20 protein-coding genes and 1 pseudogene are annotated in these 21,389 nt (G+C 51.2%); 9 read left to right on the forward strand and 12 right to left on the reverse strand.

Annotated elements, in window-relative coordinates; translation table 11 throughout:
• Positions 1-82 precede the first annotated feature (82 nt).
• On the forward strand, positions 83-1,435 hold the full coding sequence (locus NST84_RS17010) for an MATE family efflux transporter (protein WP_342561365.1): 1,353 nt from the start codon (positions 83-85) through the stop codon (positions 1,433-1,435).
• Positions 1,436-1,502: 67 nt separating this feature from the next.
• Here the strand turns inward: NST84_RS17010 and NST84_RS17015 are convergent, their stop codons facing one another.
• The 3 genes from NST84_RS17015 to NST84_RS17025 all read right to left on the reverse strand — a co-directional run bounded on the left by NST84_RS17015 (position 1,503) and on the right by NST84_RS17025 (position 4,661).
• Positions 1,503-1,922, reverse strand: coding sequence for a GNAT family N-acetyltransferase (locus NST84_RS17015; RefSeq protein ID WP_342566460.1), 420 nt, complete (start codon positions 1,920-1,922; stop codon positions 1,503-1,505).
• A gap of 29 nt (positions 1,923-1,951) precedes the next feature.
• A complete protein-coding gene (locus NST84_RS17020) occupies positions 1,952-3,157 on the reverse strand; it encodes a chromate transporter (RefSeq protein WP_342561366.1) in 1,206 nt (401 codons plus the stop codon).
• A 214-nt stretch (positions 3,158-3,371) separates the two neighbouring features.
• The gene (locus NST84_RS17025; protein ID WP_342561367.1) at positions 3,372-4,661 is read right to left on the reverse strand and encodes an amidohydrolase; all 1,290 of its coding nucleotides are present in this window, start codon (positions 4,659-4,661) and stop codon (positions 3,372-3,374) included.
• Between the two features lie 65 nt (positions 4,662-4,726).
• Between NST84_RS17025 and NST84_RS17030 the strand changes: the two genes are divergently transcribed.
• Positions 4,727-5,722: a MerR family transcriptional regulator gene (locus tag NST84_RS17030; RefSeq protein ID WP_342561368.1), complete on the forward strand. Its 996-nt coding sequence runs from the start codon at positions 4,727-4,729 to the stop codon at positions 5,720-5,722.
• Between the two features lie 102 nt (positions 5,723-5,824).
• On the opposite strand, the gene NST84_RS17035 is transcribed toward NST84_RS17030, so the two are convergent.
• Positions 5,825-6,112, reverse strand: a complete 288-nt coding sequence (locus NST84_RS17035) for a hypothetical protein (protein ID WP_342561369.1) — start codon at positions 6,110-6,112, stop codon at positions 5,825-5,827.
• 67 nt (positions 6,113-6,179) lie between these two features.
• Positions 6,180-7,031: a chromosome condensation regulator gene (locus NST84_RS17040; protein WP_342561370.1), complete on the reverse strand. Its 852-nt coding sequence runs from the start codon at positions 7,029-7,031 to the stop codon at positions 6,180-6,182.
• A 173-nt stretch (positions 7,032-7,204) separates the two neighbouring features.
• Between NST84_RS17040 and NST84_RS17045 the strand changes: the two genes are divergently transcribed.
• Complete coding sequence (locus NST84_RS17045; RefSeq protein ID WP_342566461.1) at positions 7,205-7,951, forward strand: YdcF family protein; 747 nt, start codon at positions 7,205-7,207, stop codon at positions 7,949-7,951.
• 91 nt (positions 7,952-8,042) lie between these two features.
• Here NST84_RS17045 and ybaK read toward each other — a convergent pair whose 3' ends face one another.
• Complete coding sequence (ybaK, locus tag NST84_RS17050) at positions 8,043-8,516, reverse strand: Cys-tRNA(Pro) deacylase (protein WP_342561371.1); 474 nt, start codon at positions 8,514-8,516, stop codon at positions 8,043-8,045.
• A gap of 199 nt (positions 8,517-8,715) precedes the next feature.
• On the opposite strand from ybaK, the gene NST84_RS17055 reads away from it, so the two are divergent.
• On the forward strand, positions 8,716-9,468 hold the full coding sequence (locus NST84_RS17055; RefSeq protein WP_342561372.1) for an amidohydrolase family protein: 753 nt from the start codon (positions 8,716-8,718) through the stop codon (positions 9,466-9,468).
• A gap of 88 nt (positions 9,469-9,556) precedes the next feature.
• Here the strand turns inward: NST84_RS17055 and NST84_RS17060 are convergent, their stop codons facing one another.
• The 3 genes and pseudogenes from NST84_RS17060 to NST84_RS17070 form a co-directional block, all read right to left on the reverse strand.
• Positions 9,557-9,808 carry a YolD-like family protein gene (locus NST84_RS17060; protein ID WP_342561373.1) on the reverse strand — a complete coding sequence of 84 codons (252 nt, stop codon included), beginning with the start codon at positions 9,806-9,808 and terminating at the stop codon, positions 9,557-9,559.
• Between the two features lie 169 nt (positions 9,809-9,977).
• A pseudogene (locus NST84_RS17065) lies at positions 9,978-11,147 on the reverse strand (right-handed parallel beta-helix repeat-containing protein); the annotation flags it as partial.
• 1,631 nt (positions 11,148-12,778) lie between these two features.
• The gene (locus NST84_RS17070) at positions 12,779-14,458 is read right to left on the reverse strand and encodes a hypothetical protein (RefSeq protein ID WP_342561374.1); all 1,680 of its coding nucleotides are present in this window, start codon (positions 14,456-14,458) and stop codon (positions 12,779-12,781) included.
• Between the two features lie 191 nt (positions 14,459-14,649).
• Between NST84_RS17070 and kduI the strand changes: the two genes are divergently transcribed.
• From kduI to kduD, 3 genes are read left to right on the forward strand one after another with little or no spacing between them, the layout of a single operon-like run.
• Positions 14,650-15,483 (forward strand): 5-dehydro-4-deoxy-D-glucuronate isomerase, encoded by an 834-nt coding sequence (gene kduI, locus NST84_RS17075; protein WP_277472767.1) that lies wholly within the window; start codon positions 14,650-14,652, stop codon positions 15,481-15,483.
• Positions 15,484-15,517: 34 nt separating this feature from the next.
• Positions 15,518-16,273 carry a DeoR/GlpR family DNA-binding transcription regulator gene (locus NST84_RS17080; protein ID WP_342561375.1) on the forward strand — a complete coding sequence of 252 codons (756 nt, stop codon included), beginning with the start codon at positions 15,518-15,520 and terminating at the stop codon, positions 16,271-16,273.
• 56 nt (positions 16,274-16,329) lie between these two features.
• Complete coding sequence (gene kduD / locus NST84_RS17085; RefSeq protein ID WP_342561376.1) at positions 16,330-17,085, forward strand: 2-dehydro-3-deoxy-D-gluconate 5-dehydrogenase KduD; 756 nt, start codon at positions 16,330-16,332, stop codon at positions 17,083-17,085.
• Between the two features lie 90 nt (positions 17,086-17,175).
• Here the strand turns inward: kduD and NST84_RS17090 are convergent, their stop codons facing one another.
• Together NST84_RS17090 and NST84_RS17095 are read right to left on the reverse strand one after the other, a co-directional pair.
• The gene (locus NST84_RS17090; RefSeq protein ID WP_342561377.1) at positions 17,176-17,634 is read right to left on the reverse strand and encodes a hypothetical protein; all 459 of its coding nucleotides are present in this window, start codon (positions 17,632-17,634) and stop codon (positions 17,176-17,178) included.
• A gap of 91 nt (positions 17,635-17,725) precedes the next feature.
• Positions 17,726-18,814 (reverse strand): stalk domain-containing protein, encoded by a 1,089-nt coding sequence (locus tag NST84_RS17095; RefSeq protein WP_342561378.1) that lies wholly within the window; start codon positions 18,812-18,814, stop codon positions 17,726-17,728.
• Between the two features lie 159 nt (positions 18,815-18,973).
• Here NST84_RS17095 and NST84_RS17100 point away from each other — a divergent pair, with 159 nt between their 5' ends.
• Both NST84_RS17100 and NST84_RS17105 read left to right on the forward strand, forming a co-directional pair.
• On the forward strand, positions 18,974-19,597 hold the full coding sequence (locus tag NST84_RS17100; RefSeq protein WP_342561379.1) for an NUDIX domain-containing protein: 624 nt from the start codon (positions 18,974-18,976) through the stop codon (positions 19,595-19,597).
• Between the two features lie 36 nt (positions 19,598-19,633).
• On the forward strand, positions 19,634-20,908 hold the full coding sequence (locus NST84_RS17105) for an MFS transporter (protein ID WP_342561380.1): 1,275 nt from the start codon (positions 19,634-19,636) through the stop codon (positions 20,906-20,908).
• Positions 20,909-20,989: 81 nt separating this feature from the next.
• Here NST84_RS17105 and NST84_RS17110 read toward each other — a convergent pair whose 3' ends face one another.
• On the reverse strand, positions 20,990-21,364 hold the full coding sequence (locus tag NST84_RS17110; protein WP_342561381.1) for a hypothetical protein: 375 nt from the start codon (positions 21,362-21,364) through the stop codon (positions 20,990-20,992).
• Between the last annotated feature and the right edge of the window lie 25 nt (positions 21,365-21,389).

Here is a 21,389-nt window from a genome sequence, read left to right on the forward strand (position 1 = left end):
GCCCATGATATCATCTAACACTGTAAGGTTCAATCTAACACCGTTAGATAAACACTTAATAAACCGGAAAGAAGTGATTGAAATGGATGCAGAAAACCTCCATTACTTTGAGAAAGCCCCTGTTGCCAAAGCCGTAGCCCACTTCGCTGTACCTATGATGCTGGGCATGTCCATGAGTGTTATATATTCCATCCTGAATGCCTATTTTATCGGAACACTCCACAATACTGCGATGTTAACCGCACTCGCACTCACCCTGCCGCTGTTCGCCATTATTATGGCGCTGGGTAATTTTATCGGCATGGGCAGCGGTACCTTCATCTCCCGATTGCTGGGTGAGAAAAAATTTGATGATGTGAAGCATGTATCCTCATTCGCTTTTTACAGCAGTCTGGCCCTTGGTCTGATCGTAATTGCTGCCGGCCTGCCGCTTATCGATTCCATTGTCCATAGCCTGGGGGCAACGCCTGAGTCCTTCGGTTTTACGAAGGATTATGTCAAGATTATGCTTATCGGTTCCCCGTTCCTAGTATTATGCTTCACGCTGGAGAATATTGTGCGCTCTGAAGGAGCAGCTGTTACGTCAATGGTTGGCATGATTCTCAGCGTTGCGGTAAATATTATTCTTGATGCGTTAGTCATCTTTGTTTTCCATTGGGACGTAATCGGTGTTGCTTCAGCGACTGTCATTTCCAACCTCGTTGCGAGTGTATACTATGCCTTCCATATGGGATACAAAAGCAAATTTTTAACGGTATCCGTACGGTGGTTCAAGGTTACCAAAGAAATTTTCAGCAATGTCTTTAAAATCGGAGTTCCCGTCCTTATTATGAGCATCTTTATGGGCGCTATGTCGCTAATTCTCAACCATTATCTTGTGGAATATGGCGATTCGGCGGTAGCCGCTTACGGCATTTCATCCCGCTTACTGCAGTTTCCCGAGTTTATTATCATGGGCTTGTGTGAGGGAGTCGTACCGCTGATCGCTTTTTCTTTTACAGCCAACCGGTTGCGGATGAAGCAGACCATCGGATTTACGGTCAAAAGCATTGTAGCCTTAGCTGTTGCCTTCGGACTCATCGTCTATCTCATTTCCGGCCATTTAATCGGCTTGTTCACGAATGACCCGCAGTTAATTGAGATGGGCAGCTACATTCTGCATGTGACCTTCTTATCCTTGTTCATTTCGGGTACGACTGCATTGTTTACGGGGATTTTTCAGGCAACCGCGCAAGGGACTGCGGCATTTATCATGTCCATTATTCAAGGCGCAACACTCATTCCTGTGCTCTACATCGCCAACCGCATGAGCGGTTTCCACGGGGTAGTCTGGTCACTCGTGATAGCGGACGCTGCCGCTTTCCTGGTCGGAGCCGGCATGCTGTATATTCTGCGCAACAAATTACAGCCGGATCTGGAAAGCCTGGCGCACTGAAGAATGCTTTTCAGGTAAAAGAAAGCCCGTTCTCGCCTGCGGATTGGCGGAAACGGGCTTAATCTTTTTAATTTGTAAGATCCAGCTTCTTGGTAAGCAGGATTTCGAGCGGCTGCGAATCAAGGATTAAACAGCCTGCGTCTTTATATCCCAGTTTTCTGTAAAAATGCTGGGCTCCTTCATCGGCCTGGGTAGAGGTCATCACCATATCATACCCCTTTTGTTTCATTTGTTCCTCCCAGAACTGAACAACCTCCGCTCCTGCCCCCTTGCCCCGATAGGGTTCATCTACCCAGATCAGGTTCATGAACGGGATATTGTCCCAGAAGTAACCATACCTCATCCATCCAATCCTACTTCCATCCTCGTCCTGTAGGATATAGATTTCATTTGCCTTTATTTTTGCCGGTATCAGGTTCTCTGGAATATGCCGGTCACGATCTTTTATGTATTCATTGTCAGATTCAGTTGCGAAAGCGATGTGCATGGTTTGACCTCCTAAACTATTTTGTGATTTTACATCCAGCCCATAACCGCCCCGCCCAGCGCCCCCGTTAACACTACGATCCATGGCGGCAGTTTCCAATAAACCAGCATGCTAAACAATATCGCGGCAAAAGCAAAATCAGCAGGCGCCAGAATGGAACTGATCCAGATCGGCTGATAAAAAGCAGAGATTAATATACCTACTACGGCTGCATTAACGCCCATTAGAGCACCTTTTGCTTTTGGATTCCGGCGTATGCTGTCCCAGAAAGGCAGGGTTCCCAGGATCAATAAAAATGCAGGCAGAAAAATAGCAGCTGTCGCAAGCAGCCCTCCGGCCCATCCGTTCATTACAGCACCCAGATAGGAGGCAAAAGTAAACAATGGCCCCGGAATAGCTTGAGCCGCTCCGTAACCTGCGAGAAATGCTTCTTCGCTCACCCAGCCCGTTGTCACAAATTCCCGTTCAAGTAGCGGCAAGACGACATGACCTCCGCCAAACACAAGCGCACCGGAACGGTAAAAGCTGTCAAACATCGCAATCCAGTGAATGGAGGTAGTCTCTCTGAGGAGCGGAAGGAGAATGAGCAGTCCGAAAAACAAAACCAGGCATACGATTGCCAGGCTGCGCTTAACCGGAAAACTGATCCTATCATCTGATTCAGCCGCCTCTTGGCTATAGATAAGGAAACCAAGTACAGCTGACAGGATAATAATCCCAACTTGAGTATACGCTGTCTGCCACATTAATGTAATCACCAATGCCAATAATGCAATTGCTTTTCTTTTTAAATCCGGAGTCAGTTTCTGGGCCATACCTGTAACGGCGTGGGCCACAACGGCGACAGCCACAATTTTCAAGCCATGAATCCAGCCTGCGCTGCTTACATCCAGCCCCTGAAGGATCAAGGCAAACAGCATTAATGCAATCACAGAAGGCAGCGTAAATCCGAGAAAAGAGACCACTCCCCCGAGTACTCCAGCCCGCATAACCCCCATACCAATCCCCACCTGACTGCTGGCCGGACCCGGTAAAAATTGGCATAACGCCACTAAGTCAGCATAATTTTTCTCGTCCATCCATTTCCTTTTACGGATGTATTCATCATGGAAATAACCAAGATGTGCTACTGGGCCGCCAAATGAGGTAAAACCCAGCTTGCCTGATACCATTAAAATTTCGAGTAAGGATTTAAATAAACCCCGTTCGCTCACTACCGGCTTGTTCACTTCCATTCTCCCTCCGCAATCAATCTTATGCTTATATAGGATGTTACCTGTATACAGGCATCCCCACAACGATTTAACTAAAAAATTACACTCCGCTTACACACTCTTACAATATCCATACAAAAAGACCGTCAAAGAGACGGTCCTCATACCTGAACATACTAGAATCACGATTCTAAAAGCAAACGACGGTGGATACATGGAAAACTGTAACTGGTAATCAGATGCCCTCGACGATACGTTTCGAACGTAGGGATACTTGCTTGAACAGCTCATCTTCGTCGATAGTCAGCAGCTCTCGGCCTTTCATCAACACTTTTCCGTTTATGATGGTCGTGTCTACATCCGGTCCGTTAGCGCAATAGGCGAGCAGCGAATAAATATTGTGGACCGGCTGTAAATGGGGTTTTCTCAGATCGATCAGGATGATGTCCGCTTTTTTCCCGATTTCCAGCGTGCCCACTTCATGGCCTATGTTCAACAATTCCGCACTTCCAGCTGTCGCCATGCGAAGGGCATCCAAAGCGGGAAGCTTCGCGGGGTCTCCGTAATCCAGCTTTTGCAGCCAAGTTGCAGCTCTAATTTCGGAAAACATATCTAACGTCACAGCACTGCCAGCTCCATCCGTCCCTATCCCTACGGTAATCCCCTGTTCGATTATATCCGTAATCGGCGCAATCCCGCATCCAAGTTTGAGATTGCTTACCGGATTATGGGATACGCCTCCCCGCATCCCCTTCAAATACCCGATGTCGCGGCGGTTAAGATGAACGCTGTGCGCCAAGAGCACATGAGCCTTTTCAAACAGACCGAGGTGATACAAATATTCGGTTGGCGTTTGATTGTACTGTTCCCGAATCTTGATTACTTCCTCTTTGGTTTCCGCAAGATGCGTGTGTATCGCAATGTTCTCCTGCTCCGCAAGCGCGATTACCTCTGCGAAGGGCTGGGGAGGAACCGTATAGGGGGAATGGGGTCCCAGCATTGTGGTAATCCGGCCATCGGCTTTACCGCTCCAGCGACGGATGAGATCAACCGCCTCAGACATTCGCCGGCCTCCGTCCTTTTCAAGGAAGACTAATCCCCGGGTTAAAGAAGCCCGCATGCCGACTTCTTCTATCGCAGCAGCAATTTCATTCATGTGGATATACATGTCGGCAAAAGCAGTCGTACCCGATTTGATCATTTCGGCCATTGCGAGCTTTGTGCCCCAGTAAATGTCCTCAGGCGTCATTCGGGATTCAGCGGGCAGCATTTTCTTGTCTAACCAGTCCATAAGCTTGAGGTCGTCGGAAAATCCTCTCAATAAGCTCATCGGGGTATGCTGGTGAGCGTTAATAAGCCCAGGCATCGCTGCCATACCTTCGCCGTAAATCACTTCATCGACTTCAGCGGTAATGTCAGTCTGAATGTCCGATATGCGGTCTCCGTCAATGAGAATGTCTCCTACAAATGGTCCATTGCTTTCCATGGTTAAGATGGTCGCGCCTTTGATTAATTTTTTCATCATGACAGCCTCCCTTTCTGGCTTTATACTAAACCCTGACGTAAAGTGAAGGTCAAAGGTGGTTTCTCATGAAAATAAAAGAGGTCTCAGACAGGTTAAAAATATCGCAGAGGGCCATCCGTTTCTACGAAGAGAAAGGCCTCATCGCTCCCTCCAAACAAGATGATAACCAATACCGTATGTTTGACGAAGAAGACATTTGGCGCTTACAGACAATCATTGCACTACGGGAATCGGGGATGGCGGTTAGCGACATTCAGACGGTGTTGTCGGATATCGAAGTCCGGGGAAACAGCCAATTACAATATTTTTTGGAGCTGCAACGGTCCGTCATGTTCTCCAAGTGGGTCGAGATGAAACAGATCATAGAAACGACAGACAGCATGATTGCAAGCCTCAAGCAAAACCGGGCGCTTCCGCTGGACGACATCTATACTCTTGCGGAAGGTTCAAGAAGGTTGCGGGAACAGCGGGCATGGGAGGATAAGTGGGGATTTGACCGCTTGGCCAGCGTTCACGATCAGCTGGTGCAGGAAAACAAAAGGAAATATAAAGATTACGAGGAGGCGCTTAGCCTCATAGTGGAGTGGGTGTCGCCAATCCGCGGGGAACGGGGACTTGATATCGGAACAGGAACGGGGAATTTGGCTGGAAGACTGATTGATGCAGGTGCGGAAATGACTGGAGTCGACCAGTCAAATGAAATGTTAAAGGAGTGCCAGCGCAAATTTCCATCGATAGAGACCAAGCTTGGCAATTTCCTGGCGTTGCCCTGCCTTGACGGGAAGTTTGATTTTGTTGTTTCGAGTTTTGCCCTGCATCACCTTACGGACGATCAAAAGCGGATGGCTATTCAAGAAATGCGCAGAGTATTGAAACCGCATGGCCGGATCTGCATTGCGGATTTAATGATGGACAGCAAAGAAGGGGCAGCTGGTGAGAATGACGAGAATTATATTCCGATTTATGAACTCGTTGATTTATTTGAAGCCAACGGATACATCACAAAACATCTTAAAATGAATGAACTGCTGCATATCCTCTTAGCCGTATCTATTCGATAAAGGCGAAACCTTCCCCTTGCGTTAAGGTTTGTTGTATTGGCAAGTTCATACTGCAAAATCATGAATTTCTGCAGCACTGTTCCGGCAAGTCCAGTCCGCAAATTAGGCTTCCCGCGGACTCCGGTCCGGCGCATACTGCCCCTTATCCGCGCGGCCCTGCTCCAGCCGGATAAGGCTCATTATTTCCTGTTCATACGCGTCCAGCATCCCGAGAATCTCGCCCGTGTCCAGCTGTTCGCTCCAGGCGAGCTGAATAAGAAAGGTGTTCCTGGCCTCCGGCTGCTCCGGCGGGGACAGTACCCAGCGCTTCAGTTCAGCCCGCCCTTCCGGGGTTATGGTGTATATTTTTTTGGAGGGCGAGCTCTCCTGATGCTGTACTTCACTGGTCACCTATCCTTCCTTCAGGAGCTCATATAAAAAAAGCCATGCGCGGGAAACGGCACACGGCTGTTCATCATCACAAGCCGGGCACCTGGATACCATTCCAGCCGCTTACCCCGCATTGTCCGTATTCATTACTGCCTGCGGCAACCACTGTGCCATCTTTTCTGAGACCAACAGTATGAGTGCAGCCTGCAGCCGCTGCTACAATATCACGCCAGCCGCTTAACTCGGATTCACCATACTTATTCCAGCCTGTAGCCGTCACTGTACCATCCGCTTTAAGACCCACCGTATGATGACTTCCTGCCGCTACCGCCATAATACCGTTCCAGCTGCTTACCTCGCACTGGCTCTCTTTATTGCGGCCCGCGGCTATAACCGTGCCGTCTGGTTGAAGCCCCACCGTATGCAAATAGCCGGCAGCTACTGTTACAATACCGCGCCAGCCGCTTACATTGGACTGGCCGTACCGGTTATTGCCTGCAACCATCACCGAGCCGTCTGACCGGAGACCGGCAGTATGCCAGTCCCCTGCCGCTACCGCCAGAATGTCGCTCCAGCCGCTTACATTACATTCGCCTTCCTGATTCCGGCCTGCGGCAACCACAGTACCATCTGCTTTCAGCCCGACAGTGCGGCGCCAGCCGGCGGCGACCGCCACTATATCGCCCCACCCGCTCACCTCACATTGACCGTGCCTGTTCCACCCGGCGGCAACTACGGTACCGTCCGCTTTTAGCCCGATGGTATGGGAATTGCCGGTATGCGCGTTTCCGGCCGCAATTGCTACTATGTCACTCCAGCCGCTTACATCACATTGGCCATATTTATTATCTCCCGTCGCCGCCACTGTGCCATCCGCCCTCAGTCCGGCAGTATGACGATAGCCCGCCGCCAGAGAAAACAAGGCTTGCCCAGCATTCATTCATCCCGCTCCCTTCATCATCATCAGATGCTACCGCTGTTACATTCTTCCCCATTAAACCACAGTGACCGGATATTTACTGCAGCCAGCCTGAAAAGTGTGCCTATCGGCAGCATGGCATAATCCCGCCACAGCTTGTATACTTGTACAAAAAAGGAAAGGCGGTCATCTTCCTGATTTATTTCATTAAATTTCTCTACAGCTTCCTTCTGCCGCCGGGCCTGTTCGTCCTGCTGTTCGCGGCGGCAGCAATCTGGATCTGGCGCAAAAACCGCCTGCCCTCCATCACCTTGCTGATGCTTACTGTACTGCTCTACCTGTCCATGACGCCGTGGATGTCTGATTTGCTGATGGGCAGCCTGGAACGCAAATATGCCCAGCCGTCCCAAATCGACGGCGATGTCATTGTGATTTTAGGCGGCGGTGCGACGAGCGGAACACCGGATATTGACGGCGAAGGCAATATATCCGGCCCGGCGGCCAACCGGCTGCTGACTGCAGCGCGGCTGTACAGAGAATCCGGACTGCCGCTGCTGTTCACCGGCGGTCAGGTGTTTGCCGACAGCGGCAATGAGGCGGATATTGCGAAACGCCAGCTGACCGGCCTTGGCATTCCGGCAGAGGATATCCTGACCGAGAACAAATCGCTTAACACCGAGCAGAACGCTGAATACACCGCAGCGCTGATGAAAGAGTATGGCCTCAGCCGGCCGGTGCTGGTTACCTCTGCTTTCCATATCGCGCGCGGCATAGAGGAGTTCCGCAAGACCGGATTGTCTCCGCAGGCTTACCCGAGCGATTATAGAGTCAGCCCGGGAGGCTCCTTCTATCTCTCCAAGCTGTTCCCTTCCCCGGGCGCCATGGAGTCCACCGGGGTTGCCCTGAAGGAATATCTTGGCCTGCTGGCAGCCGGATTGTAAAGTCCTGTTACCTGGGACCGGCAAGGCGGCTATAAAAAAAGCAGTGACCGGAGGCCATATCTCCGCACCACTGCTTTTTTTGGCTTGCCTTCTATTTGACTAGATCACAAAACACCGCGCCCGTCATACCCGCCAGCTCCTGCGGAACCAGCTCCATCTGCATACCGATTTTGCCTGCGCTGACCGCGATCGTATCGTACAGCTCCGCGCTTTCCTCAATAAAGGTAGGATACAGCTTCTTCATCCCGACCGGTGAGCAGCCGCCCCGTATGTACCCTGTCCATTTCAGCAGATCCTTGAGCGGCAGCATTTCAATCTTTTTCTCCCCCGCAGCCTTGGCCGCCTTCTTCAGATCAAGCTCCTCGCCTACCGGAATAACAAACACATACAGGTTCGGTCCGCTGTGCGCAACCAGTGTTTTATAAACCGTCTCCGGGTCTTTACCAATTTTGTCCGCTACAGCTGTTCCGTGAATCGCCCCGTCCTCATTGTCATAATGATGCACCTCATAGCTGATGCCCTTGGCATCCAGCATCCGTAGCGCATTGGTTTTATTGATCTGCAATGTCTTTCACCCTTTCTGCCCTTCTCTCTTTATCCAATCCCATTAAACTGTCTAATTATGTATTAAAAGCTATTATAACACGCGATTTTTACCGTTCAATGCCGCTGTTCTGCTGCAAACCTGAATTTTGGCGTGTGCCTGGCCATAGTCTATAATAAAATCAGGCTTGTCCCATTACCCGCTTTGGAAAGGAGCTTGTATGCGCACTGCCTTTGATGCCCATCTGCACATTATTGATCCCCGCTTCCCGCTTATTGAGAATCAGGGCTTTTTACCGGAACCCTTCACCTGCCGGGATTATCTGGACAGTGCCGGGGAGCTTGAACTGAAAGGCGGCGCCGTGGTCTCCGGGTCCTTTCAGGGATTTGACCAAAGTTATTTAATCGACTCACTGCAGACACTCGGGCCAAATTTTGTCGGAGTAACGCAACTGCCCCATGATACTTCCGACGAGGAGCTGCTGAAGCTGCATGCCTATGGCGTAAGGGCTGTCCGCTTCAACGTCCGGCGTGGAGGCTCGGAAGACTTGTCACAGCTGGATTACATGGCCAGAAGAGTCTATGAGCTAGCCGGCTGGCATACGGAGCTGTATATCGACTCGGTAAATCTGCCGGACATCGTCCCGGTTCTGGCTGCCCTTCCTGCGGTATCCGTGGATCATTTAGGGTTATCGCAGGACGGTTTTCATCATCTGCTTGCCCTCGTCGACCAAGGCATCCGGGTAAAAGCGACCGGCTTCGGACGCGTCACGCTTGATGTGCCGCAGGCACTCAGTGCAATAGCTGCGGTTAATCCGGACGCGTTAATGTTCGGGACCGACCTGCCATCTACTAGAGCACGCCGCCCCTACCACCCTGCGGATATTGAGCTGATCTATGAGACGCTCGGTGATTGGCTTGCCGATAAAGCTCTTTATCAGAACGCAGCAGACTGGTATCTCAAAAAGAGATGATGGACTGCCTGCCGGGTAATAACAAAAACCCTTGGTTTCCCAAGGGTTCAGTTATTGTAACGGCACTCGGCTAAGCCGTCTATCCCGTCTAATCGCGCGGATAATTAATTGCCATAATATCCATAAAAGGAACCTTGAGCAGTTCCCCGCCAAAGCTTACATGCACCTTACCGGTCCGTGAGTCCATTCCGGTAATCTGCCCGCGTACCTCTTCTTCTTTTCCCCATACGGTCAGCACAATGACTGACTCCTCCTGCATTGCTTCCGTCAGCTGGTTGCCAAGCTCCTCCAGCACAAATTCATCTCTTGTCGGCCGTTTGGCCACTTTCGCTTTTGCCACGCTTTACCTCCATTAAGCCATTCCTGGGATTCCTTTTAGCAGCTGTTCAGCAGCTATAATGAATGCTCCTAAATATTATAACATGTACTCCCCGGGCAGCAACCCGCAGCGCAGCAAAAAGAACCGGACAGCAGCCCGGTTCCTCTAATTGTACAGCATTATTACAGTACTATTGAATAGTGGCGCCGATATTAGTCCCGCTTGGCGTACCGGAACTAATCAAATCGCTGCCTGAGGCCAGCTTCAGGAAATTACCGAGGCTGAAAGAGCCATCCGCGTTACGCACAACCGCAGGAGTCAGGCTTACGAAATCAGCACTGCTGACCACGAGCCCCTTGGCATTGGTGCTGGCGTTATTCTTCCACCATACATTAGTGCCGGAAACATCCGTTCCGCTCGTCTTGTCGCTCGATGCTCCGGCAAAGCTCAGGTTATTCGTGAAGACATGGGTGCCTGCATCAAAAGCAAAGTTGCTTCCGCCATTACTCCATGATGTATTATTGGTCATTTTGATGGAACCCGGGTTACTGTTATAGGTGAACCCGTGCTTTTTGTTCTGGAAGGCAATGCTGTTGGTTACAACATGGTTCACGGAAATGGATTCCCCGCCCAATTTGAAGCCGTTGCCGTCGCTGTTTGAAGTGGAATTGCCGTCAGAGGTTTGACCGTTCTTGTAAGCAATGCTGTTTTTAATGGTTACGACACCGATCGGCCCCGTATCCGACTTGGTGTACAGATCCCAACCATCATCCGTATTCCAGGCTGCAATACATTTATCGAACACATTACCGGGCCCAATGGTCAGCTTGGCGGCAAATCCATCGGCATCCTCCCCGTTGTCCGGGTCAAAGTTATCATGGGAGTATACGCCGATAATCTGATTGTAGCTCGGCCAGTCGCTCATGCTGGAGGCAGACGAGGCATAACGGCTGATCTGCAGGCCGGAATCCCGGTTATGGTGAGTCTCCACATTTTCGATAATATTGTAATTACCGCCGATAAAGACCCCGTTGTCTCCGGCTCCCTTGACTTCAAGTCCTTTTATATGCCAGTAATGGCCAAAGATCTGCAAACCGCGTTCAGTGGATGCAAAGGCTTGTGCGGAGAAATCAAGGACCGGCTTTTCACTTCCATAGGCAACGATGTTTTTGCGTGCACTGGAGGTGCCGCTGTTGTCCCGCTCAATGGTTACCGGTGAAGAGAAGGAATACGTACCGCCGCGCAGGTAAATCGTGCCTCCAGCAGCAACCCGGGTCAATGCTGATTGCAGCGTAGTCGGGCTTCCAATCGTACCTGCATTGGCTGCGGCACCGTTAGCCGCGACATAAAGCGCGCCGGAAACCGGAGTTGCAGTCGGGACAACGGTAGGTGCAGGAGTAGGGGCTGCTGTCGCTGTTGCCGAAGGCGTTGCTGCCGGTGTAGGAGCTGCTGTCGGACTGCTGGTAGGTGCCGTTGTGGCGGCCGGCGTAGATGTAGGAGCAGCAATGGTATCGCTTACAATTACGTTATCGAACTTGGCAGCCGTCTTGTAGGCGATCAAGCCAACACCGCCGGAGGTTAAATTGTTATCGTGTGCATTTAATTGAAGCACATTATTCACATACATGCTGATCGAATCTCCGTCCAGTTCCAGCCGGATGTTATACACCGTTCCTGTCGTGATGGAATAGGGTTTCGTTGCGAGTGTACTGCTCTCACCGCCGAACTTTTTACGGATTTCCAATGTTCCGCCGTTCGAATTGGAGATGGAAGCCGCATAGTAATTATTCCCGTCCTTATAACGGCCGCATACATACGTGCGGTTATTGCCGTTAAAATTATCGATTTTCACATCAGCCTTGACACTATAGTCCGTCCAAGAGCCGTTGCCTGCCGAGGTGCGCCCTTCTGAACTGCCGGATTGATAATATACATAAGAGCTGCCGTCCTTGACTACTGACCAAGTACCTGTCGTGCTGGTCCAGCTGCCGGCGCTGCCGGACTCAAAATCATCACTGAAAACGTTTGCCGCATGTGCCGACGGTATACCCCATTGCAAGCCGCCGAGAGCGAGTACAGCTGAAAGCGCAATACATGCAGTGAAGGAAAATCTCTTTTTTATTTTCACGTTAACATTTACCTCCAGAGTATTATTTGTTTTTTCAGTAGCAGGTTGCAGCTGTAGCTTTTCCATGTTATTCTTGCTGTCTTTACTGACAAAAGGATGTAGTGTCCATCGCATTCCTCCTTAAAATCGCAAGATGCAGATTGCTGCGAAAAGCATTTTTCCGCAGGAGTCATCTTAACTTCCACTATAAATCCTTTTTTAGGATTGTACAGATGCTTTCGAGGTAATTTATTACATATATGTGAATGTATTTAGTTTTTTGTTCTTTCTCTTTATAGAGAATGTGATGCGCTTCTAAACATACAAAAAGCTGTCCCGGAAGGGCAGCTTCAAATGTTTCCCTATTCAGCTATTACGCATCCGTTCAACCAGTCCGGTATATACCTTGTATTGTTCTTCCCACGCATGCTTGCGGTCGCCGAACTCCTCACCATTCAGTAACACTTCTATAACATCCAGACAGACATGCCAGCCAGAAACCTCCGGGCACCTTTTGCACACTTGCGGTCATCCGGGTTCCTCCAATCTGAGTGATTACTCCATTTTGAGGCTCATGGCTCGTGCAGATCAAACTAAGTGGAAATTCGCCACCTAATTGTTAGTTATCAACCGGAAAGAAGGACACTAAGTGGAAAAATGTATCTTAATTTCACTTATTTCGGTCCAAATAGGGCTTCCGGGCCGAAATAAGTGTCGTATTTACAACTAATGTCCACCATTGTTAATAAACATTAAAATTAAGCAGCGAAAATCCAACTAATGTATCCGGATCACTTGTATCCGGACTCTGAAACGCACACTATGAGATGTTCTCCCGAAAAGATTAGCACTTGCTGGACAAGTAATCAAACAGCTCGCAGCTGCTACACCTTGTAATCCGCTAAGCTAACTATATTTCCGTTAATTGCAGTAACCGGCCTTTTATCTATACCGGCTTCAAGCCGTAGCAGATCACCGCTTAGGGCAGTGTATTCCACCGTCTGCCCGCCACCGCTTTCAACAACGAACGCAGGCTTAAGCGCTGATATCACAGCGGCAAACTCAGCCAGACTGCCAATGCCCTGATCCGCTGCCTCGTCTCCAGTGAGAGCTTCAACCACCACGCCGCCCGGCATTCCTGACGCTGTTACTTCCAGATAATCCGCCCGGCGGGTCAGCTGATAAGTATCGGACAGCCAGACGGAAAAATAAACGCCGCGAACCAGGCCGTAAAGCGCCTGTTCCTGCTCCAGCCACTCTCCGATTGGCAGTACACCGATAACCGTGTCGTCTGTCCCTTCAGGCACAGGGAACAACGTTAACACAGTCCCCTTGTGGTACAACACTTCCATATACGGGCTCTGATGGCGGGGATCGCCTGTACGATAGCCTTCACCTGGATGGAAGAAGTAGAGCCGGTTGACCTCTCCTTCCCCGCTGACCGGCAAAGAATAAGCCCAGCGGAGCTGTTCATTATCGAACTCCTCTACCCGCTCCCACAATCCGCCCGCCGCATACGTGTCTGTAATATAAGCGTATGAATGCAGTAATGGCTGCTCTTGAGAATCGTCCGGATTTACTTTTTGCGTTAGCTTCTTCACCTCTACTGGCTCGCGGCGGTTTAACGCCGTTTCCCGGGCCTGCGCCGGAGCCTCGTAGAACAGAAAGCCGGCATATTCCGTGCGCGGCATACTCCCGGTCAGCGGAAAATCGCCGAACTGCACATAATCATGCAGCACGTTGCGGTCAGCCGGCACATCATGCGGCCAGCCGCGGGAATGGGCACCGACCCAGGCTCCGCGCAGATAGAAGTCTGCCCGCACCTCCCAGAGGCAGTCAAGCATCTCGCCAAGCAATGCCCGGACTCTGCTGTCCGCCTCCAGCTCCCAGGCGCAGGTGAACGCCTGCACCCAGTGCCAGAACCACGGCAGGCTGCCGTATTCCGGCATCCCCTTTGCCCGGATATGCTCCAGCGTCTGCTCCAGACTGGCTATGCCATCTGCACGCAGCACCTCATCCCCGAACAGCTGGCCGAAGATCAGCTTGGCAGCTGTATATTTCGCTTCGTGGTGCCCGTAATGCACCACTTCTTTACGGAAATATCCACTGCGGTAAATATGCCCGGTTGCTGTATGCAAAGCTACTCTAAGTGCAGCGCTCAGCAGACAGTTATAGTGCTTGCAGAACCAGACCAGCAGGCTGCCCATAATTTCTGCCGGCAGCTCATGAGGCGCGGCTTCACGCGGCAGCGGGCTCAGGCCGAGCGGCCAGTGGCCGTACAGCCGGGTACCGGGCTGCCGGTTCTGCAGCAGCACCGTTTCGAGCAGCACTGCCTCTGCTTTGTGCCGGGCCTGCTCCCGCTCTTCTTCAAGGAGCATTGAATCCTCTACAGCGGCCGCGAACAGATAGGAAGCATAATAGAAGTTATTCCGCACGTCATCGTGGAACCACAGTCCGCTATCCAGCAGCGGCAGCGCCTGCGCCTCCAATGCTATTTTCCGAATGATCTCCCGCTGTCTATGTGCATAAGGATTATCTAATTTATAGTGTAGCTGAGCCGTCATCATTTTCCCCTCCCAGGGTATTATTTCCATCCTATTGTGCACGCTTTCCGTTCATATGGCAATCACAAAAAACAACAAATAAACTAAAATAAACAGACTAAAAAAGATTACCTCTTGCCAAATGAACGTAAATGGATTAAATTGTACCTATACGAACGAAAAATACGTCAGCGAAGGGGATTGAATCCGTAATGGAAAGACGTTTTGCATCACACCCGAATGAAGTTAAGCAGTTTGACACTGAGCGCCTGCGCAAGGAGTTCCATATCCCGGTTATTTTTGCTCCAGATGAACTGAAGCTGGTTCTGACTCACGAAGACCGCATGATCGTGGGCGGAGCCAATCCGGTAAATGAAGATGTTGTACTCACCACTGACTTGAAGGAGCTTGGGGTAACTTACTTCCTGGAACGCCGTGAGCTGGGTGTTATCAATGTCGGCGGCCAGGGTTCGATCGTTGTAGACGGTACTGAATATGAGATCGGTTTCAAAGAATGTCTGTATGTGGGACAAGGCGCAAAGGATGTTGTATTCAAAAGCGCTGACAGTGCCAAGCCTGCCAAGTTCTATCTGAACTCTGCTCCGGCTCACCAGTCCTACCCTACTACCAAGACTACACTGGAAGAATCCGAATCCGGCGCACTCGGCGGACTGGAAAATTCCAACGAACGTACTATTCACCGTTTCATCCATACTAACGGCGTACAGAGCGCTCAGCTGGTAATGGGTATGACGCAGCTGAAACCGGGCAGCATGTGGAATACAATGCCGTCCCACACTCACCCGCGCCGGATGGAAGCCTACTTCTACTTCGATCTGCCGGATGATTCCATTGTGTTCCACCTGATGGGTGAGCCGACTGAAACCCGCCATATCGTAATGCACAATGAGCAGGCCGTCATTTCCCCAAGCTGGTCGATTCACAGCGGCGTAGGTACACACAACTATACCTTCATCTGGAGTATGGCCGGTGACAATAAACGTTACGATGATATGGACCCCGTAGGCATGAAAGAATTAAAATAGAAGAAAACCAACTACGGAAAGACGAGGCAGGCGGATGAACCCGATACGGCGACACGAGATGATTATGGAAGTTATGCTGAACCAGAAGGATGTAACGGTAAATGAGCTCAGCGACAGGCTGCAGGTCAGCGGAAAAACAATCCGCGAGGATCTCAGCAAGCTGGAGGAGCAGGGATTGATTGTACGGGTGCACGGCGGAGCCGTGCTTGCCCAGAGCGATCAGTTCGGAATTCTCCCCGTAAAGAACCCGCTGGATAAATATTCAGACGAGAAAACGGAGATTGCGCTGCGAGCCATTTCCCACATCGAACAGGATGACATCATTGCACTGGACGGCGGAAGCACGACGCTGGAGATTGCCCGGCGGCTGGACAATATGTCTCTGACGGTGGTTACCAATGATGTGTACATCATCAGCGAGCTTGTTCCAAAAGACAACATCCGTCTGGTCGTCCCCGGAGGGTACCGTGTCCGCAATATGCTGGCAGGCCCCGAAGCCGTCTCCTACGTGCAAAAGCTAAATATACAAAAAGCATTTCTGTCGGCTACAGCCGTGCACATCGAGCACGGACTGTCTATCTACACCGGTGACTTAATTGACTTCAAGCAGGCGCTTGTATCCACAGCCCGCAAGGTGTTTGCTGCCTGTGACCATCACAAGTTCGGACAGACTGCGCTGCGCACCTTCGCTTCACTGCAGGAAGTCGATGTGCTGCTGACAGACAGCGGCCTGTCCCCTGAAACGGCGGAGCAATTCCGTAAGTCAGGCATCACTATTGAAGTCGGCTAAGCAGCCGGATACAAACCGAATTCCACACCATCCCCTAATTTAAAGGAGCGAAATATATGTCATCATTATTCAGTCTTGCAGGCAAAACAGCAATCGTAACCGGAGCAGCACAAGGTCTGGGTCAAGGGATCGCCCTGGCCTTTGCCGAAGCGGGTGCAGACGTTGTATCCATCTCGCTCAATGAGAGTAATGAAACAGTAGCTGGCTGTGAAGCTTTTGGCGTCAAAGCCATGAGCATCTCTGCTGACCTGAGTGACCACACCAAGCTGCAGGGCGCATTCGACCAGGCTCTGGAACTGACCGGCAAAGTGGATATCCTCGTTAACTGCGCAGGCATGATCCGCCGTACTCCAGCCAAGGACCACAGTGAAAAAGACTGGTTCGACGTAATCAACCTCAACCAGAACACTGTATTCCTGCTGTCCCAGATCGCAGGCCGCCACTTCCTGGAAAGAGGCACAGGCAAAATCATCAACATCTGCTCCATGCTGTCCTACCAGGGCGGTATCAACGTTCCTGGCTACACAGCAAGTAAACACGCTGTTGCCGGCTTGACCAAAGCTTTTGCTAACGAATGGGCTCAATACGGCCTGAACGTTAATGCTATTGCTCCAGGATACATGGCTACTGAAAACACTGCGCCAATCCGTGCGGACCAGAACCGTTCCGATTCCATCCTTGAGCGTATCCCTGCTGGCCGTTGGGGAACTGCTGAAGACGTTAAAGGTCCTGCAGTGTTCCTGGCTTCCGCTGCTTCCGACTACCTGAACGGCCATATCCTGGCTGTAGACGGCGGATGGCTGGCCAGATAATATCGCTTCATTCCTCCGGATGAAGGAGCTATCACATACACTTACACCCGCATGCCTCCGGCATGCGGGTGTTTGGTTTTAAGCAGCTGCTTATTCACCGCCGGAGAATGAGACGAATTCCTCAGGATGATCGCGGATATAACCGGCAATAGCTGCCAGACTTTCTTTTGATACATGCCGAAAATCCTCATAATAAGCTGCAATCTGTTCCCCCAGCTCCAGGTCCTGCTCCAGATCATTGAAGGCAGCCTCACTCCACCCCCGGCCCAACCGGTTATTTCTTAGCTCCAGCGTATTTCTCGTCTCCTCCAGCAGCCGGATCATCGCTGAATCCCCAAAGAACAGCACCCCCTCCTGTATCTCGTCCCAATAACCGGGCATATCAAGGATGTAGGACAACCATGCATAATACTCTGCTGCTGATTTGTGAGCATGGTCATAGAATACCCGGAACATGCAGAGCGCTCTCTGTCCCGGGCCCAGCTGCCGGATTACCTCCGCTTTGAGTTCAGGCGATTTGCCGCGGATCAGCATAAACACCGGTTCCATACAGGAACGGCCGAGCATGTATCACTCCAAGCCTCAAACGTCCCGCGGTCCATTTTAGCCAAATACATTATATCGCTCCCTCCGCTCGGTTCTATTTCTGCAGCAGCTTCAGCACACGTCTGATATGCTCCACTGCCTCTATACTCTGATTATCCTGCGGGTTAATTATAATTTTATCGGTAATAATGATCAGGCCTTTATCGTAATACACATGCTTTTTCAAAGCATCTGCTACTGCTCTAAGCGGCACAAAGGTCCGTCCATTTAAGATTTCGGCATCTGAAATAACGGTCTTCTGATTCATATATATTACTGTCGCTTCCAGCTTTTTGAGATCAACCGCTATATTGGCACCAAAGTTAGCCGAAATGAACTTCAGCGGCACCATCGTCCGGCCATCCCGGATATAGGGCTTAACCTTGTTATTGTTTTCATCGACCCACGTAAGCTGGTTTCTCGCCAACACCAGATAATCTCCAACCGTCAGCACAACCCCATCCTTCAAAATCGCATCCGTCAAGGCGTTTATGGCTGTCCATTCTTCTTGATACTGACAAGGACTTCCTTCATATAAAGACATATATTCAGTAATAATAGCTACCGCTTCCGGCCGCAGATCTTTGGTCAGCTTGGTATTGTTAAGGACCTGATCCGTAATAATCCAGCCGCAGTCCATATTCTGCTGGGAGGCGGCCAGAGCCTGAATCAGGGCGGCTGTCTGGCTGTCCGGTAATGCCTTATGTGCTGCAGTAATCCAGGTGATATCCGGGTCGAGGTAATGATCCAGCACCTTCAGGTAGCCGATCACAAACAGCTCCTGTGCGCTCAGAGTTGACTTGTCCAGAGAAGCAGTTGATTTACCATACACCAGCTGCGCATATTCCTCAGCATAATCCCTGTCTGACCAGGTCAGGTCAGAATATAAAGCATTGATCACAGCCGCTTTCACATCGAGCGGATTGCCGGGGAGGGCCAGATAGTCCGCTACAGTGCGGTTTAGCCCTGATTTTTCAGCTTCAGCTACAATCTCAACATCCAGATAGGCTTTGTAAATAGCTGTGGAAGTAACGGGAGAATCCGCATATACAAGGGCTGAACCGCTTCCGGTAAAAAAGACCGAGCACATAAGGGCTGCTGCAATAATCAGCTTACATAAACGTGAACTCTTCATTGTATTCATTGTCGTGCCTCCTTCATGTTATGTGACAGAATTTCTGGCGCTGGCCTCCCGAGGCATAAAGCTGCATTCTGCCGGCTAAGCATTGCCTGTATCACAAAGGCTGTGCTATATTTAGCCGATGAACACCAGGTTGTAAAATTATCCAAAGGAGTACCGCGCATGAACGATGAATTACTGACTACGTTTGATGAACACGGAAAGATTACCGGCTCTGCTCCCCGCAGTGTTGTACACCGTCTGGGACTGTGGCATGAAACCTTTCACTGCTGGCTGGTCAGCCGTGAGCCGGATGCCGGCTTGTCCATCTGGCTCCAGCTGCGCAGCACGCAGAAACGGGATTACGCCGGACTGCTGGATATTACGGCAGCCGGTCATCTGCTCTCCCACGAAACCACGGAGGATGGCCTGCGTGAGCTTGAGGAGGAGCTGGGAATCACTGTGCCTTTTGCTGCGCTGCATCCGCTTGGTATTATTCCTTATACAATGGATACTGAAGGCTTCCTGGACCGCGAACGGGCTAATGTCTTTCTGCATGAAACGGCCTTACCGCTCAAAGCCTTTAATCTGCAGCCTGAGGAGGTAGCCGGCCTCGTGACCGCCAGCTTCGCTGATTTCCGCGGCCTGTGGGAAGGCAAGCTACCTGCCATCCGGATCCGCGGCTTCCGTGTAGAAGGAGACCGCCGCAGCGCTATTGATGAGGAAGTTGGGACCGGCAGCTTTGTTCCACATGAGCAGACCTATTATAGGAAGATTATTGCAGGCATTGCGGATGCATTTACTTAATTATACCAAACTACAACCTAGATTATGGAGATTGTCATGAATAAAACCCGCCTCAGCAAATCCTTTTACTACTTATGGGGTACGCAATCTGCGGCTAACGCTGCAGATGTCCTCTACATAATGGCATTAACCGTACTGGTGCTGGATCACACCGGCAGCCTGATTTCGGCTACACTGGTTCCTCTCTTCCGTTCACTCTCTCAGATGCTCAGCGGACTGCTTGCGCCGCTGTTGATTGAGCGGTTCAGGCTGTCCAGCTTGCTCCTGCTGTCACAGTCCGGCCAATTCCTGCTCTTTGCCGCAATGGCAGTCTACCTTGGTATGCAGGGCAGCAGCGCTTCGCTACCCATTGTGTTCGTGCTGATCTTTGCCATGTCCTTTCTGGATGGCTGGACTGTGCCGGCACGTAATGCCCTCGTACCGCGGCTGACAGCCTCCAGAGAAGGACTGCTCCGGGCCAACGGCCTGATGTCGGTGAGTGACCAGATTGTGCAGTTCGCCGGCTGGGGGCTGAGCGGCCTGATCATCGTCTGGATCGGTACTACCTATACCCTGCTGCTAACGGCGGTCATCTACGCTCTCGCCGCCCTGCTGACTTTACAGGTCAAAGAACCTCTGACGGCTAAGCCTGCGGACGCTGGTTCTGCTGAACAGGCGGAAACAGATCCCCCCCTTCCCTCCACATGGGCTGTACTGTCTGAAGGCTGGAAAATCATCTGGCACACGCCAAGTCTGAGGGCGCTTACCGCTATTGATGCGATTGATATGCTCGGGGGTTCCGTCTGGGTTGGTGCGTTTACCCTGATTTTTGTACAGCAGGCTCTGGGACAGGGCGAGGAATGGTGGGGATTTATTAACGCTACCTATTTCGCCGGTACGATCGGCGGAGGATTCCTGGTCATCTCGGCGGTGCGCAGAATCGGCAGCAGCCTGCTGCGTTACATGCTGATCGGCATGGCCGGCTATGGTCTGCTTACCTTTCTGTATGCGGTCAATACCAATCTCATTCTTGCGCTTGCGCTCGTCCTCCTGATGGGGCCTTTTGCCGAGATGAGCATTGTAACCCGCCGCACACTTGTCCAGCATAGCGTGGACAGCACACAGCTGCCCAAGGTATTGTCCGCCCAGGCGACAGTGCTGCATCTGTTCTTCTGCATCTCGCTGCTCGGGATGGCCTGGGCGGCTGAGACGTTCGGCATCGTCAAGCTGTATATTTTTGCCGCCGGCCTGACCTGTCTGGCTGTTGGAGTTGGGATGGCGTTTGCAAAATCGCTGCGGAAAGTGGAAGAGCGCGAGTTTCACGGACATTGAAAAGGGCCATCCTTGAGGGATGGCCTTCTCTTTTTATCACAAGAAGGAAAAGTACACTCTTTATTCTCCTTTCGTCCTTACTTAGATCAACGCGTCAAAATGTCCCTCCGAATCCACTGTAGCCGTCCGGGGATCGGTCATACCGATACCTCTGAGGCCTCCCTTCCATTCCGTGCGCGGGGACGGTGCCTGATTTACAGGAAAAGCAGATACAACATCAACAGAAGCAGTACTGCCGACCTTTTGCGCGAGCTGTACCTCTAATAACCGGATTTGCCGCTGCAGCTGTTCCTTACGGAAGGAATTCTGTTCGCCGCCCTGCGTAGCGTTCACCTTCTCCAGCTCCATCATCAGCCGGTCCCGCTGCTTTTCCAACGAACTGACATCGCTCTGTGTGCCGCCGTAGGCTGCAATCGTCTGCACCCGGCTCACGCCTGATATCATCTGTGCTGCCATCATCGATCCCCCGCTTCCTTGGCTT

The organism is Paenibacillus sp. FSL R7-0345 (assembly GCF_038595055.1).
GTDB lineage: Bacteria > Bacillota > Bacilli > Paenibacillales > Paenibacillaceae > Paenibacillus_AQ.

Bases quoted from the DNA above. Each gene is read 5' to 3' on its own strand.
- NST84_RS17040 (WP_342561370.1), bottom strand. From the start codon at position 7,031: ATGAATGCTGGGCAAGCCTTGTTTTCTCTGGCGGCGGGCTATCGTCAT.
- NST84_RS17070 (WP_342561374.1), bottom strand. From the start codon at position 14,458: ATGACGGCTCAGCTACACTATAAATTAGATAATCCTTATGCACATAGA.
- kduD (WP_342561376.1), top strand. From the start codon at position 16,330: ATGTCATCATTATTCAGTCTTGCAGGCAAAACAGCAATCGTAACCGGA.
- NST84_RS17090 (WP_342561377.1), bottom strand. From the start codon at position 17,634: ATGGAACCGGTGTTTATGCTGATCCGCGGCAAATCGCCTGAACTCAAA.
- NST84_RS17020 (WP_342561366.1), bottom strand. From the start codon at position 3,157: ATGGAAGTGAACAAGCCGGTAGTGAGCGAACGGGGTTTATTTAAATCC.
- NST84_RS17105 (WP_342561380.1), top strand. From the start codon at position 19,634: ATGAATAAAACCCGCCTCAGCAAATCCTTTTACTACTTATGGGGTACG.
- kduI (WP_277472767.1), top strand. From the start codon at position 14,650: ATGGAAAGACGTTTTGCATCACACCCGAATGAAGTTAAGCAGTTTGAC.
- NST84_RS17080 (WP_342561375.1), top strand. From the start codon at position 15,518: ATGAACCCGATACGGCGACACGAGATGATTATGGAAGTTATGCTGAAC.
- NST84_RS17015 (WP_342566460.1), bottom strand. From the start codon at position 1,922: ATGCACATCGCTTTCGCAACTGAATCTGACAATGAATACATAAAAGAT.
- NST84_RS17010 (WP_342561365.1), top strand. From the start codon at position 83: ATGGATGCAGAAAACCTCCATTACTTTGAGAAAGCCCCTGTTGCCAAA.
- NST84_RS17025 (WP_342561367.1), bottom strand. From the start codon at position 4,661: ATGATGAAAAAATTAATCAAAGGCGCGACCATCTTAACCATGGAAAGC.
- NST84_RS17095 (WP_342561378.1), bottom strand. From the start codon at position 18,814: ATGAATACAATGAAGAGTTCACGTTTATGTAAGCTGATTATTGCAGCA.
- NST84_RS17030 (WP_342561368.1), top strand. From the start codon at position 4,727: ATGAAAATAAAAGAGGTCTCAGACAGGTTAAAAATATCGCAGAGGGCC.
- NST84_RS17100 (WP_342561379.1), top strand. From the start codon at position 18,974: ATGAACGATGAATTACTGACTACGTTTGATGAACACGGAAAGATTACC.
- NST84_RS17110 (WP_342561381.1), bottom strand. From the start codon at position 21,364: ATGGCAGCACAGATGATATCAGGCGTGAGCCGGGTGCAGACGATTGCA.
- NST84_RS17055 (WP_342561372.1), top strand. From the start codon at position 8,716: ATGCGCACTGCCTTTGATGCCCATCTGCACATTATTGATCCCCGCTTC.